Source organism: Acinetobacter septicus (genome assembly GCF_019355975.1).
GTDB lineage: Bacteria > Pseudomonadota > Gammaproteobacteria > Pseudomonadales > Moraxellaceae > Acinetobacter > Acinetobacter ursingii.
Window position 1 is genome coordinate 649849 of record NZ_CP079898.1, and the last position, 14438, is coordinate 664286.

12 protein-coding genes are annotated in these 14438 nt (G+C 39.7%); 6 read left to right on the top strand and 6 right to left on the bottom strand.

What is annotated here, in order from left to right:
* The 3 genes from eno to I6L31_RS03235 all read right to left on the bottom strand — a co-directional run bounded on the left by eno (position 1) and on the right by I6L31_RS03235 (position 3908).
* On the bottom strand, positions 1-1290 hold the full coding sequence (gene eno, locus I6L31_RS03225) for a phosphopyruvate hydratase (RefSeq protein ID WP_004987883.1): 1290 nt from the start codon (positions 1288-1290) through the stop codon (positions 1-3).
* 97 nt (positions 1291-1387) lie between these two features.
* Positions 1388-2245 carry a 3-deoxy-8-phosphooctulonate synthase gene (kdsA, locus tag I6L31_RS03230; RefSeq protein ID WP_005004502.1) on the bottom strand — a complete coding sequence of 286 codons (858 nt, stop codon included), beginning with the start codon at positions 2243-2245 and terminating at the stop codon, positions 1388-1390.
* A 25-nt stretch (positions 2246-2270) separates the two neighbouring features.
* Entirely contained in the window at positions 2271-3908 is a 1638-nt protein-coding gene (locus I6L31_RS03235) for a CTP synthase (protein WP_005004504.1), read from the bottom strand.
* Between the two features lie 226 nt (positions 3909-4134).
* Here I6L31_RS03235 and I6L31_RS03240 point away from each other — a divergent pair, with 226 nt between their 5' ends.
* Complete coding sequence (locus I6L31_RS03240; RefSeq protein ID WP_005004507.1) at positions 4135-4587, top strand: hypothetical protein; 453 nt, start codon at positions 4135-4137, stop codon at positions 4585-4587.
* A gap of 79 nt (positions 4588-4666) precedes the next feature.
* On the opposite strand, the gene I6L31_RS03245 is transcribed toward I6L31_RS03240, so the two are convergent.
* From I6L31_RS03245 to I6L31_RS03255, 3 genes are all read right to left on the bottom strand, one after another.
* On the bottom strand, positions 4667-5752 hold the full coding sequence (locus I6L31_RS03245) for a YheT family hydrolase (protein ID WP_005004508.1): 1086 nt from the start codon (positions 5750-5752) through the stop codon (positions 4667-4669).
* Between the two features lie 185 nt (positions 5753-5937).
* On the bottom strand, positions 5938-6345 hold the full coding sequence (locus I6L31_RS03250) for a nuclear transport factor 2 family protein (protein WP_004987897.1): 408 nt from the start codon (positions 6343-6345) through the stop codon (positions 5938-5940).
* A gap of 63 nt (positions 6346-6408) precedes the next feature.
* Positions 6409-8433, bottom strand: coding sequence for an NADPH-dependent 2,4-dienoyl-CoA reductase (locus tag I6L31_RS03255; protein ID WP_005004509.1), 2025 nt, complete (start codon positions 8431-8433; stop codon positions 6409-6411).
* A 125-nt stretch (positions 8434-8558) separates the two neighbouring features.
* On the opposite strand from I6L31_RS03255, the gene I6L31_RS03260 reads away from it, so the two are divergent.
* From I6L31_RS03260 to putP, 5 genes are all read left to right on the top strand, one after another.
* On the top strand, positions 8559-9101 hold the full coding sequence (locus I6L31_RS03260) for a PadR family transcriptional regulator (RefSeq protein ID WP_004987904.1): 543 nt from the start codon (positions 8559-8561) through the stop codon (positions 9099-9101).
* A 25-nt stretch (positions 9102-9126) separates the two neighbouring features.
* Positions 9127-10044, top strand: coding sequence for an alpha/beta fold hydrolase (locus tag I6L31_RS03265; RefSeq protein WP_005004510.1), 918 nt, complete (start codon positions 9127-9129; stop codon positions 10042-10044).
* Positions 10045-10406: 362 nt separating this feature from the next.
* A complete protein-coding gene (locus I6L31_RS03270; RefSeq protein ID WP_004987908.1) occupies positions 10407-11702 on the top strand; it encodes an MFS transporter in 1296 nt (431 codons plus the stop codon).
* Positions 11703-11831: 129 nt separating this feature from the next.
* Positions 11832-12533, top strand: coding sequence for an SIR2 family NAD-dependent protein deacylase (locus I6L31_RS03275; protein ID WP_004987911.1), 702 nt, complete (start codon positions 11832-11834; stop codon positions 12531-12533).
* A gap of 379 nt (positions 12534-12912) precedes the next feature.
* On the top strand, positions 12913-14406 hold the full coding sequence (putP, locus tag I6L31_RS03280; protein WP_004987912.1) for a sodium/proline symporter PutP: 1494 nt from the start codon (positions 12913-12915) through the stop codon (positions 14404-14406).
* Positions 14407-14438: the final 32 nt, after the last annotated feature.

Sequence of the window (14438 nt, forward strand, 5' to 3'; positions counted from 1 at the left end):
TTAGTTTAAACCCTTGAACTCAGCTTTACCGCGATATGCAGCATGAGTCAATTCTTCAATACGAAGTAATTGGTTATATTTTGCTACACGGTCAGAACGGCAAAGTGAACCAGTCTTGATTTGACCAGCTGCGGTACCCACTGCCAAATCAGCAATGGTTGAATCTTCTGTTTCACCAGAACGATGTGAAATCACGGTGCTATAGCCATTCGCTTTAGCAAGATAGATCGCATCTAAAGTTTCAGTCAAAGTACCAATTTGGTTATATTTGATCAGGATTGAATTACCCACTTTCTCATCAATACCACGTTGTAAAATCTTTGGATTTGTAACGAATAAATCGTCACCCACCAATTGGATTTTATCACCCAAAATCGAAGTTAAATAGCTCCAACCTTCCCAGTCAGATTCATCTAAACCATCTTCGATCGAGATAATTGGATATTGATTTACAAGACCTGCTAAATAGTCAGAGAACTGGTTGCTTGTGAATGCTTTATTGCCTTCCCCTGCAAGAATATATTGACCATTTTTGTAGAATTCAGACGATGCACAGTCAAGTGCAAGCATAATGTCAGAACCTGCTTTGTAACCCGTTTGACCAATTGCTTCAAGAATCACCGTGATGGCTTCTTCATTTGAACGCAAGTTCGGAGCAAAACCACCTTCATCACCTACAGCAGTGTTTAAACCTTTTTTGTTTAAAACTGATTTTAAGGAATGAAAGATTTCAGCACCCGCACGTAATGCTTCAGCAAATGAAGTGAAACCCACTGGCTCAATCATAAACTCTTGAATATCAACGTTGTTGTCTGCATGTGAACCACCATTGATGATGTTCATCATTGGTACAGGCATAGTCAAAGTAGTTTGACCACGTAAATCTGCGATATATTGGAAAAGAGGAATTTTCTTTTCAGTAGCAGCCGCGCGTGCAGCAGCCAAAGAAACTGCTAAAGTTGCGTTAGCGCCTAATTTTTCTTTGTTTTCAGTACCATCAAGCGTGATCATCGTGTTATCGATGTCTTTTTGTTCAAATACTGATTTACCCACTAAAGCGTCACGGATAATCGTATTTACGTTATTCACCGCAGTTTTAACGCCTTTGCCTAAATAACGTGCTTTATCACCGTCACGTAGTTCTAAAGCTTCACGAGAACCAGTTGAAGCACCAGATGGTGCACATGCACGGCCAACAACGCCAGATTCTAAAATGACATCAGCCTCGATGGTTGGGTTACCACGAGAGTCCAAAATTTCACGTGCACGAATGTCAACGATTTGGCTCATGAACAATTCCTCGGTTAAATGAATATGAAATAAGTGATTTACAGCTTAAACGACAATAAAAATATGATTGTCATCAATCGATCTACATGTAAAAAACTTAGTGGGTGTCTAATTTTTTGAAACCTTTTACTAAGGTATCCAATTCTTTAATTTGTGCTAAAAATGGCTCTAGTTGCGATAAACGTAAAGCTGATGGTCCATCACATTTGGCAACGTCTGGATCAGGATGCGCTTCCAAAAACAAACCAGCCAAACCTGTTGCCATGCCTGCACGTGCTAAAGTCGTGATTTGTGCACGACGACCACCCGCAGAATCAGAACGACCACCTGGGGTTTGCAAAGCGTGGGTGACATCGAAAAACACAGGGACATTCATCTCTTTCATGATGTCAAAGCCCAACATATCGACAACCAGATTGTTATAACCAAATGCTGAACCACGTTCACACAAAATCAGCTTGTCATTTCCTGCTTCAAGACATTTATGCAAAATATGACGCATTTCATGTGGGGCAAGAAACTGGGCTTTTTTAATATTAATAATGGCTTGAGTTTTTGCCATCGCTTCAACCAGATCAGTTTGACGACTTAAAAATGCAGGCAACTGGATAATATCAGCAACTTCAGCAACTGGTGCAGCCTGATATGGTTCATGCACATCGGTAATAATCGGCACATTAAACTGTTTTTTAATTTCACCTAACCATTCAATACCTTTCTCTAGCCCTGGACCACGAAATGAATGCAGGCTAGAACGATTGGCTTTATCAAAGCTGGCTTTAAATACATAAGGAATATCAAGACGTTTGCAGATATCGATATAGGTTTCTGCAATTTCAAAGGCTAAGTCTTTTGATTCTAATACGTTCATACCGCCGAATAATACAAATGGCAAATGATTTGCCATTTGTATATCGCCTAAACGTACAATTTCTTGTGGTTTTAATTGTGACATTTAAACTTCCTAGTTCATGCGTCGATTACTTGCTCTTTTGATACTGTTTTTTCGCAGCATCAATAAAGCTTGCAAATAATGGATGTCCATCGCGAGGTGAACTTGTAAACTCCGGATGGAATTGTACAGCAATAAACCAAGGATGTTCAGGAATTTCCACTGTTTCTACCAAATGTTGTGCGGTTGAATAACCCGAAATCTTCATACCTGCTTTTTCAAGTGGCTCAATGAAACGGTTATTCATTTCATAACGATGGCGATGACGTTCAGTAATTTCAGCTTTACCATACACTTCACGTGTTTTGGTGCCTTCGACCAACTCGGATTTTTGTGCGCCTAAACGCATCGTTCCACCCAAATCCGACTCAAGACTACGTTGCTGTAATTCACCACGTTCATCTAACCACTCGGTAATCAAACCAATCACTGGGAATTTAGTGGTGCGATTAAACTCAGTTGAAGTTGCATCGGCCATACCTGCTACATGGCGGGCATATTCCACCACTGCAAGTTGCATACCCAAACAAATCCCTAAAAATGGAACTTGTTTTTCACGTGCATATTGAATGGCTTTCATTTTGCCTTCAGTTCCACGCTCACCAAAACCACCAGGAACTAATATTGCATCAGCGCTGTCCAATACAGACGTGTCTAAATCTTCAAATTTTTCAGCATCAACATAGTCAATCTGAACTTTGACACGATTTTGAATACCCGCATGCAATAAAGCTTCATTGACCGATTTATAAGCATCTGGAAGCTCAACATATTTACCCACCATTGCTACACGAACCGTGTATTCAGGGTTAAATAATGCTTCACACACCTGATCCCAATCCGTCAGATCTGCTTCAGGTAATTCATTAAAACCAAAACGTTCACAGATTAAATCGTCAACATTTTGCTCATAGAAATCACGTGGAATCTGGTAAATGGTTTTTGCATCTTTACATACGACAACTGCACGTGCTTCAACATTAGTAAACAGTGCGATTTTACGTTTGGTGTCGGCGTCGACATCGTGTTCAGTACGACAGATCAAAATATCTGGTTGAATACCAATAGACAACAACTCTTTTACAGAATGCTGTGTTGGCTTGGTCTTAAGTTCAGCAGCAGATTTAATATAAGGAAGCAATGTCAAATGCATCAACATCGTGCGCTTATGACCCAGCTCAACCATCAACTGACGTACAGATTCCATAAAAGGAAGTGATTCGATATCACCCACAGTACCGCCAATTTCAACAATGGCGACGTCATAGCCTTCACCTGCGGCTAATACGCGCTCTTTAATATTGTCGGTAATATGTGGAATCACTTGTACCGTACCACCAAGATAATCACCACGACGTTCTTTATTTAAAACATCTTGGTAAACTCGGCCACTGGTAAAATTGTTCAATTTGGTCATTTTCGCACGACGTAGGAAACGTTCGTAATAACCCAAATCTAGGTCAGTTTCGGCACCATCCTCTGTGACAAAAACTTCACCATGCTGGAAGGGACTCATTGTTCCCGGATCGACATTAATGTATGGATCCATTTTTACCATGGTCACTTTTAAACCACGGGCTTCTAAAAGTGCAGCAACTGAAGCAGCTGAAATACCTTTACCTAGTGATGAAACCACACCACCAGTCACGAAAATAAAATGGGTCATTGAGTTTCTCGTACAATCGAGCCTAAATCGGCCTACAATGTTGGGCAATTTTACTTTACTCTGTACCTATAAAGCAAAGTCAATCCGCCGCAATTCATAGAACAATAAACAATTGGCTATTCTATCAGCATTTTCGATAAAAAATTAGGTGGCATGACTAGGATTTTCAATCTTATATTTGCTGTTATAATGACTCCACCTCGATTAAGCATAGATTTGTGCAAGTATGAATAAGAAACTTTTAATTTGTGGCGCGATTGCGACAGGTCTCCTTTTAACTGCATGTGTTAAAAAAGAACCACCTAAAGAAGAAGAGCAAGAACAAGTGGAGACCACTACTCAGGAGCAACAACCTACTGAGTTTAAATCGCTTGATAGTGCAGAAACTCAACAAGACATTCCAACTCAGGTTCAAGTAGAACGTGAAGAAACACCAAATACGACCACAGAAGTGCGCCGTGAAGTTTCATCACCATCTACTACAAATGATTCAGCTGATCATCGTTATGAATATCCACAATCAGAACCTGCAAAAAAAGAACAAGTGAAAACCGAATCAGTCAAACCAACCACTGAGCAAACAGCTTCAACTAAATCAAGCAGCAATAATAGCTCTCAAAGTGAAGATGATGCAGTTGCAGCAGCAATTGCAGCAGCTACACCTGCATTAAAAAACTAAGTTTTAATGCCGCATAAAAAGCAGATAAGGATGACTTATCTGCTTTTTTATTGTGCTCAATCTATAAACAATATTGAATCTAATAGTTTTTCAAAAAATCTGCCATGAGTCGTGCCGCCCAAGATCGCGTACCCAATCCCTCATAAAAACCACAATGACTGCCTTTTTTGGTAGTAATGACGGCAATATTGTCCATTTTCTGAATGACATCTTTATAGGGTTCTAAATTTTTAATTGAACACACAGGATCATCTTCTGCATTTAAAATGATCAATGGGATTTTCACATTTTCAAATACATAAATTGGATTGATGGCCTGACAATAGCTCTGATAATCCTCAAAGCCTGCCATTTCAAAATACTCTTTTTCGAATTCTTCAAGATTCGTGGTTGCCAACACCTTTTTGAGTGAAGCCGTTTGACTCCATGTCTGTTGATAAGGATCAATAAAATATTTAAATAATTTTTTGGTCATTATCTTGCTGTAAAAAGGATGAACATTTTTAAAGCCAATTTCAGTGTTATAACCCGGACACATGGCAAATGCCGCCTTAAATGGCGTATTTAAACCTTGCTCACCCAGATAACGCACCAAAAGCCCTGTCCCTGCGGAAGATCCCACGGCGTATAAGTTTGAGTCTGGAAATAAACGTTGGATATGCAACAGTTGCTCTTTCAAATCAGGGGTTGATCCAAACAATGAAATCTGCGGCACAGGCATAGCTAAACCGGCGTGACCACGTCGTAAACATAGTGCTATTCGCCAGCCTGTATATTCGTGCAAATCTTTGACCAATTCGCGCATGCTTTCAGGTGTTCCTGTAATGGTATGCATGATCACTATGGTTGGGGTTTCAGGTGGAAGATCATAACCGTACCAAGCAATTGCGGTAATGCCGCCATCTTGCATCGTAAGTTGATCAATCCGATCATAATTTAACTTTATGGTTTTCTTTTTAATGAGATCAAAATAAAGTAAATGAACATGGTTGTTACTCAGCCACGGCGTAGGTCGATATTTTTGCTTTAGTTGAGGAAGTCTTCCCAAAACATCTTTAATCGTCCCATTCGGGTCATAATAGATTTTAGGTTGTTCGGCGCCAACAACCGAGTCAAATAATTCTGAACCCAAAATTTTGATTCTGTTTAAAATCGATAGACCCATATTCGATAACACCTTTGTCAATGAGTGAAATAGTTGTCGCAGTTACTGTGCAACCTTAACCATATTGCTTAGATTTTCTCACCCCAATGAACTCAATACTGTGTGGTCAATGATGGTATTGCCTTACCACTTTTAAGCGATATTGATATTAGATCTTTTAAAAGTTGCTTAGGCTATTTCATTCTTTAACTGGCTTGATACTTGGCAAATCGTTCACCCATTTTTTCCGCCAAAGCGGCCAAACCACTTTTTGGACGAATCATCACTTCAAAATCAACAATTTGACCTTGTTCATTAAAGCGAATCATATCAATGCCTTTTAATGATTTTCCACTGACATTGGCACTAAACTCAAGTACAACATTTAAACCGTCTTCAGTATAAAACTCACGGTGATAAGTAAAATCTTCAAAAACCTGAATCACATTGGTCAAAATAAAATAAACCACTTGTTGCCCTTCGTAAGGCTGATACGCAACAGGTGAACGAAACACGACATCTTCAGCCAATAGATCAGTTAAGTCGGATAAATCACCCGACTTGACCATGTGATGCCATTTTTCCAAAGCTTGTTTTGTAGTTTCAATTGTCATTGCATTTTCCTTGTCACTTAAAAAAGCAAAGAGCATTTTTGAAAAATGCTCTTTGTGATCCATTTACAGCTTCGCAGCTAACTCCGCACCTTGACGAATTGCACGTTTAGCATCTAGCTCACCCGCCTCTTTGGCACCACCAATGAGATGTACAGTTTTGCCACTTTGATGCAATGCATCATACATGGCGGTATAAGATTCCTGTCCTGCACAAATCACCACATGATCTACAGCCAAAGTCATTGCTTTGTCACCGACCAAAATGTGTAAACCTTCATCATCTATTTTCTGATAATGCGCACCTGCAATCATTTTGACATTGCGATGTTTTAAACCTGTACGATGAATCCAGCCTGTAGTTTTACCTAAATTTGCACCCACAGAAGAATCTTTACGCTGTAATAAAAAAACTTCGCGTTCAGATGGCTCTAACTCGGGTTGTTTTAAACCACCCACGTGCGCATAAGTGGTGTCGATTCCCCATTCATCATAGAATTTTTCAGGATTCACACTGGCACTTTCACCTTGTTGCGTCAGATATTCAGCAGTATCAAAACCAATACCACCAGCTCCTATAATGGCAACACGTTGCCCTACAGGCACTCTCTCACGTAACACTTGGATATAACTCAATACTTTAGGATGATCGATTCCATCAATTTGGAGTTGACGCGGTGTTACCCCAGTTGCAACCACGATATCATCAAATTGCGAATTGACCAGTTCATCAAACGTCGCAGTATGATTTAATACCAGTTGAATATTGGGTTGAAGTTCAATTTGTCGTTTAAAATAGCGTAGGGTTTCGTAAAATTCTTCTTTGCCAGGAATAGTTTTAGCAATGTTAAATTGTCCACCAATTTGATGACTGGCTTCAAAAACTTTAACCTGATGTCCACGACTGGCGGCATAAACAGCAAAACTCAAACCTGCTGGACCTGCACCAATCACAGCGATTTGTTTTTTGGCTGATGCTTCTTTAAAAATCAGCTCTGTTTCATAGCAAGCGCGTGGATTGACCAAGCAAGTTGCTGTACGCATAGAAAAAATATGATCCAGACAAGCCTGATTACATCCAATACAAGTATTGATTTCATCACTACGCCCTTCTTTTGCTTTTAATACAAATTCAGAGTCAGCCAGCATTGGACGCGCCATTGAAATCATATCTGCATGACCTTGAGCCAAGACATGCTCTGCCATTTCAGGCGTATTAATACGGTTTGAAGTAATAAGCGGAACTTTAACCACACCTTTTAATTTTTCTGTCACCCAAGTAAATGCAGCACGAGGAACTTTGGTCGCAATAGTTGGAATACGTGCTTCGTGCCAGCCAATACCCGTATTAATAATCGTTGCGCCTGCTTTTTCGATTTCTTTGGCAAGTTGAATCACTTCTTCAAGCGTTGAACCGCCTTCAACCAAATCTAACATTGATAAACGGTAAATAATGATAAAGTTTTCACCCACTTCCGCGCGAGTACGTTTTACGATTTCGATCGGAAAACGAATACGATTTTCATAGCTTCCGCCCCATTCATCATCACGGTGATTAGTACGTTGCGCAATAAATTCATTGATGAGATAACCTTCTGACCCCATGATTTCAACACCGTCATAGCCTGCATATTGAGCAAGTTTGGCGCAGTTCACAAAATCAAAAATCGTTTGTTCTACTTCAGCAGAACTCAAAGCTTTCGGTTTAACCGGATTGATTGGAGCCTGCATGGCTGAAGGCGCAACATTTTCAGGCTGATAAGAATAACGACCTGTATGTAAAATCTGCATAGCGATTTTACCACCTGCGTCATGTACCGCCTGTGTAATGACTTTATGATGTTCAGCCTCTTCAATGCTATCTAGCTTAGAACCACCCGCAAAAGTCACACCGTCATCATTAGGTGAAATACCGCCCGTCACAATCAAGCCAACTTCGCCTTTGGCGCGTTCTGCATAAAATGCAGCCATGCGTTCATATCCACCTGGCACTTCTTCTAAGCCCACATGCATGGAACCCATTAAGACACGATTTTTTAAAGTGGTAAAACCCAAATCCAATGGGGCTAATAAATGCGGATATGACGACATAAAAACTCCTTCGCTTGCTATTCTGGCTTGCTTTATGCAATTTGTTGCATAAACTTATAATCAAATTTTATTTTTTATGCAACATATTGCATAATCCTATCAGTCACAAAATGTTATGGATTGCCATGTCACTGTCGCACGTTTTACTCACCAGCTTACTGGAAAAACCAAGTACAGGTTTTGAATTGGCACGTCGTTTTGACCGTTCCATGGGTTTTTTCTGGAATGCGAGTCATCAACAAATTTATCGTGAACTCAATAATATGTTGGGAAAAGGCTGGATTTCGACCATTGAAGAAGAAAGTGAACATAGCCGTAAAAAAACCTATCAGGTTGAACAGCCTGGACGAGTTGAACTGGCAGATTGGTTGATTCAAAAAAGTGAGCCTGCCCAACTACGTGAAGATCTGATGGTTCGACTTCGTGCCGAAGCACAATTAGGCGGAAATCAAATTCTGCTAGAACTGGAACGTCATCTATTCTTACATAAAAATAAACTTGAAATTTACCAAAATATGTATGAAAAAGACTTTAAGGATCAGAAGGAACAAGACCGAGTCTTATTTATTCATAAAAAAATACTCGAACTTGGGATAAACTTGGAAAAAGGCTGGATTGACTGGTTGGAGGATGTTATTCCACAGCTTCAACAATTTGAGAACAGTTAAATTATTTTGATACGAGGAATAAAACATGCCTTTTCATACCATGCCTGATCAGGAACAGTTATTTGTACGCCGTATTGGACGTGGAGAACCTGTTGTCGTTTTATCAGGACTCGGTATGGTCAGTTGGCAATGGCTTCCTTTTATTTTCACAAACTTAAATAAATACGAGTTTATTATTCCAGATTGGCGCGGTTTTGGTCGCTCTAAAAACTGTGCGATTCCCCAAGAATTAGATGCTATTTCTAGTCATTGGCGAGATGTTGAGACATTAATACAACAATTAAATCTTCAGCAATTTATTCTAATCGGCTACTCAATGGGTGCGACCACAGCAATGCATGGTATGCAACATGGCAATCTGGCACAGCAGCTAAAAGCATATTTACACATCGATCAGACACCCAAAATTACAGTCGACGAATCATGGCAATTTGGTCTTTTTGGTGAAAAACATCAAGATTTTAAATTTTTGCTGACTGCACTTGATGATTTATTGAATCAATACCCGAATGTGCTTGATTTAAATGACTTACCTTTTTTACAACGACAGCAATTGGTACAACTGTGGTCAGAATTTATTGAACTACAAAGCAGCAATAAATATAGCCCAATGGTCTTTAAACTCGCATTAAACAAACCGCCCTTGCAAAAATATCTGCTCCCTATCCAGCGGATTGACTACTTACACTGGTATGTAAAAAATTACTTGAATCATCAAGAAGATTATCGTCAAGCAATTGCTCAACTTGAATGTCCAACCACCTTTTTTATTGGTAAAAATTCATCTTTATATCCTGTAACAGGTCAAACCATTATTGCCAAAAGCGTTAAAAAGTCCCAACCTATTTATTTTAAACGTTCAGGTCATACGCCTTTACTCACAGAACCCAAAAAGTTTAGTCAAGAAATTCGTAATTTTCTAAATCGGCTCGAAGCTTTATAAAGAACACTTAGCTTCAAATCTTTCATAAAGCAGCTTGAGCAACCCTGATTAAAATCACTCAAACGATTGATCATGACAAGGTGAGCATTAATTTAAGCAGACAACATGATGCTTTATTATTCAAATAATGATCGATTCAACTAAAGCATTACAAACAACTCAATTTATTGTTTTATAGAGTTTATTTTTATGAATATTACCATATTTTTTAGATCACCGGATAAATTGTAATTTATTACTATAGAACCAAGCTTTGCAACAGGAGTATCCTAAATCGTCGTTTATATTTTTTAGTTTTATTAAGGGCAAAAGCTTTGGCAACAAAGCAAATGATTAGGAATAAATGGACATAGGATATTTATATGAGCGAAGTCGTTTATACCAAAGAAGAGAAGAAAAAACGTGTACTAGGGATTGTAGGTGCTTCCTCTGGTAATTTAGTTGAATGGTTCGATTTTTATATCTATGCAGTTTTTGCGATGTATTTTCAGCATGCATTAACAGCGCCAGATATGAACTCCACTGCACAGGGAATTTATGTGTGGGGTGTATTCGCAGCAAGTTTCTTTATGCGCCCCATTGGTAGTTGGTTATTTGGGCGGATTGCAGATAAACATGGTCGAAAACAGTCGATGGTAATTTCGATTGCTTTAATGGCTGTCAGTTCCTTTCTTTTTGCATTATTACCCACTTATGAACAAGTCGGTATGGTTGCACCATTTCTATTACTCATGGTTCGACTCTTACAAGGTTTATCGGTGGGTGGTGAATATGGTGCTGTTGCAACCTACATGAGTGAAATTGCACTCAAAGGTCACCGTGGCTTTTATGCTTCTTTCCAATATGTGACGCTTTCAGGTGGTCAATTATTAGCAAGCTTAGTAGGTGTCATTTTACTTGCGTTTATGAGTGAGCAACAACTCATGGACGGTGGCTGGCGTATTCCATTTGTGATCGGTGGTATTGCCGCCATTATTTCTTTATTAGCTCGAAGTAAACTCGAAGAAACGCTTTCCCACGAAGACAGTGAAAAGAAAGAATCAGGTTCTTTACGTGAACTGTTCAAAAAGCATTGGGCAACGTTCTTATTGGTCGTGGGTTATACCTCAGCAGGTTCATTGACTTTTTACGTCCTTACTGTCTATTCAAAAACCTACATTACAAGCTTAGGCATTGACGGTAAGACCGTTGGCTATATGATGACCTGCGCCCTGTTTGTTTACATGATTGCACAACCTTTATTTGGAGCAATCTCAGACCGAATTGGTCGCCGTGCATCCATGTTGGCTTTTAGTGCAGGCAGTGCAATTTTGATCTATCCCGTGATGGTCATTGCCATGCGACACTTTAGTTACTCCCCTGTGATCGTGACTTTACTGCTCATCTTCTTGATGATGTTCCTCAGTTTCTATACCTCGATCAGTGGCTTGATTAAGGCTGAAATGTTCCCGCCGCATGTTCGTGCATTGGGTGTTGGTTTCTCTTATGCTGTGGCCAATGCAATCTTTGGCGGTTCAGCCCCTGCGGTTGCATTACAATTTAAACAGGCTGGCGTTGAAAATGAGTTCTTCATTTATGTGATTGTGATGTTGATTATCTGTTTCTTGTGTAGTTTTAGGCTGCCAAAAGAACCTGAATACTTACATCATGACAAGTAAGTAATTTGATCATTTTAAATATCCGCCAAAAGTGGCGGATTTTTTTCGGTATATCATCTTGTGACTTGTCGATCGATTCATTTGCTTATACCTTTATATAGTGAAGTAAATAAAATGCGGCGAAGCAAAATGAAAAAATTAGTGGTTTTCTCTGGTGCAGGCATGAGCGCAGAAAGTGGCATTAGCACTTTTCGTGACAGCAATGGACTCTGGGAAAATTATCGAATCGAAGATGTTGCAACGCCCGAAGCATGGCAACGTCATCCTGAAATCGTTCAACGCTTTTATAATGAACGACGAAAAACGATCATCAATGCCGAACCCAATATTGCTCATCAATATATTGCCAAGCTTGAGCAAGATTATAACGTTCAGATCATTACACAAAATATTGACGATTTACATGAACGTGCAGGCTCAAACCAAGTTCTACATTTACACGGTAATATTCGTTTAGCCAAAAGCTCTGGACCAACCGCACAATTCACTCAAGACTTTTATCCCATAGAAGGTTGGCAACTGGATTTAGAGCACCATCGCTGTGCTGAAGGTTATCCGCTTCGTCCGCACGTGGTCTGGTTTGGTGAAGCGGTTCCTGCTTATGATGAAGCAATTCAACTGTTACAGGATGCCGATATTTTTATTGTGATCGGTTCAACTTTAACTGTTTATCCCGTCGCAGGACTGATCCATGAAATTGTAACTCACTGCGACGCTTTGTATATCGATCCTCAAGTGGATTACTCAAGAGTACCTTCCCAATATCATTTAATTAAAAAAACTGCATCTAAAGGGATGAAACAACTTTTTGAACAACTCAAGCAGGATTAATTTTTAGATTTGATTGAAAATTACAGGCCATTTTTATTTTTGAATCATTCATTCGTCTATTTTTGCGTCACAATAAAATTACAAGATTGATCATTCACTCAGCATTTTGATTAAAATATATTCCACTTTTGCTTATTTGATCATCTATTCTAAAAACAAAATCAAGACAAAGTTTCCAATTAATTGAAATATAAAAGATATTAAATAATATTTTTGCACAAGATATTTTTACACAAAATTACATAAAATATACTTAAAATTAACAGTTATTATTTTGGCATCCGTGTTTGAATCAACGCCTTATTTTTAGGCAACCAAATTTTTTGTTTGGACTGGTTGATTACTTGCGTAAATGCACATATGGATATAGGTCCCACACATGAATTCTATCAATCCAACCATTATCACGTTTATATTCTACATCGTGGCAATGGTCTGTATTGGTCTCTACGCTTACAGAGCCACAAGAGACTTTTCAGATTATATTTTAGGTGGACGAAGCCTCGGTAGTTTCGTCACTGCATTATCGGCTGGTGCATCAGACATGAGTGGCTGGTTACTCATGGGCTTACCTGGCGCGATTTATTTGTCTGGGCTTTCAGAAGCCTGGATTGCCATTGGTTTGATTATTGGTGCTTGGCTCAACTGGTTATTTGTTGCGGGTCGTTTACGTGTACATACTGAAGTCCAGTCAAATGCGCTCACACTACCAGATTATTTTACCAATCGTTTTCATGACACCAAAAAATTATTACGTGTCTCGTCTGCCCTCATCATTTTGATTTTCTTCTCAATTTACTGCGCTTCAGGCATGGTCGCTGGGGCGCGTTTGTTTGAAACCATTTTTGGTATGGATTATCACACCGCTTTGTGGGTCAGTGCGATTGCAACCATCAGCTATGTATGTATCGGCGGCTTCCTCGCCATTAGCTGGACGGATACCTTTCAGGCTGGCATGATGTTTTTTGCCTTGATGCTCACCCCGATCTTTGCGTATCTCGCGATTGGTGATGGTCAACAACATGTTTCTCAGCTGATCAATGAAGCACGTCCACATGCATACAACATGCTGTCTGGCGTGAGTTTTATTGCGATTATCTCTGCAACTGCATGGGGCTTAGGCTATTTTGGTCAGCCACATATTTTAGTCCGTTTCATGGCCGCAGATTCGGTTAAATCTATTCCGGCCGCACGTCGTATTGGCATGTCATGGATGATTTTATGTCTGGGTGGCGCAGTAGGTGCAGGTTTCTTTGGTATCGCATTTTTCCAATTGCACCCAGAACTTGCAGGCAAAGTTAGCGGCAATTCAGAATTGGTGTTTATGGAACTGGCCCAGATCCTATTTAATCCATGGGTTGCTGGAATTATCATGGCAGGAATCTTATCTGCGGTGATGAGTACCTTGAGCTGTCAGCTTTTGGTCTGTTCAAGTACCCTGACAGAAGATTTTTATAAATCTTTTCTGCGTAAAAATGCATCGCAAAAAGAGCTGGTTTGGGTCGGTCGTTTAATGGTACTTGCCATTTCAGTCTTTGCGATCTGGTTAGCCAGTAATCCTGAAAGTAAGGTGCTGGGCTTGGTTGCCTATGCATGGGCTGGTTTTGGCGCTGCTTTTGGTCCGCTGATTATTTTATCATTGTTCTGGAAACGCATGACCTTAAACGGCGCTTTGGCAGGCATGATCGTCGGTGCAGTCGTCGTCATTGGCTGGAAAAATCTGTTCGCTTCAACAGGGATTTACGAGATTATTCCGGGCTTCGTTTTAGCAACCATCACCATTATCGTGGTGAGCCTGTTAGGTAAACAACCAGGTAAAGAAGTTACTGATCGTTTTGAAGAAGCAGATCGTTTGTATCATGCATCAAAATAATTGCTAAAAATTTATTTTTAAAATCAGGGACT

Coding starts and splice junctions, on each gene's coding strand:
- eno (WP_004987883.1), bottom strand. CDS start 1,290: ATGAGCCAAATCGTTGACATTCGTGCACGTGAAATTTTGGACTCTCGT.
- kdsA (WP_005004502.1), bottom strand. CDS start 2,245: ATGTCACAATTAAAACCACAAGAAATTGTACGTTTAGGCGATATACAA.
- I6L31_RS03235 (WP_005004504.1), bottom strand. CDS start 3,908: ATGACCCATTTTATTTTCGTGACTGGTGGTGTGGTTTCATCACTAGGT.
- I6L31_RS03240 (WP_005004507.1), top strand. CDS start 4,135: ATGAATAAGAAACTTTTAATTTGTGGCGCGATTGCGACAGGTCTCCTT.
- I6L31_RS03245 (WP_005004508.1), bottom strand. CDS start 5,752: ATGGGTCTATCGATTTTAAACAGAATCAAAATTTTGGGTTCAGAATTA.
- I6L31_RS03250 (WP_004987897.1), bottom strand. CDS start 6,345: ATGACAATTGAAACTACAAAACAAGCTTTGGAAAAATGGCATCACATG.
- I6L31_RS03255 (WP_005004509.1), bottom strand. CDS start 8,433: ATGTCGTCATATCCGCATTTATTAGCCCCATTGGATTTGGGTTTTACC.
- I6L31_RS03260 (WP_004987904.1), top strand. CDS start 8,559: ATGTCACTGTCGCACGTTTTACTCACCAGCTTACTGGAAAAACCAAGT.
- I6L31_RS03265 (WP_005004510.1), top strand. CDS start 9,127: ATGCCTTTTCATACCATGCCTGATCAGGAACAGTTATTTGTACGCCGT.
- I6L31_RS03270 (WP_004987908.1), top strand. CDS start 10,407: ATGAGCGAAGTCGTTTATACCAAAGAAGAGAAGAAAAAACGTGTACTA.
- I6L31_RS03275 (WP_004987911.1), top strand. CDS start 11,832: ATGAAAAAATTAGTGGTTTTCTCTGGTGCAGGCATGAGCGCAGAAAGT.
- putP (WP_004987912.1), top strand. CDS start 12,913: ATGAATTCTATCAATCCAACCATTATCACGTTTATATTCTACATCGTG.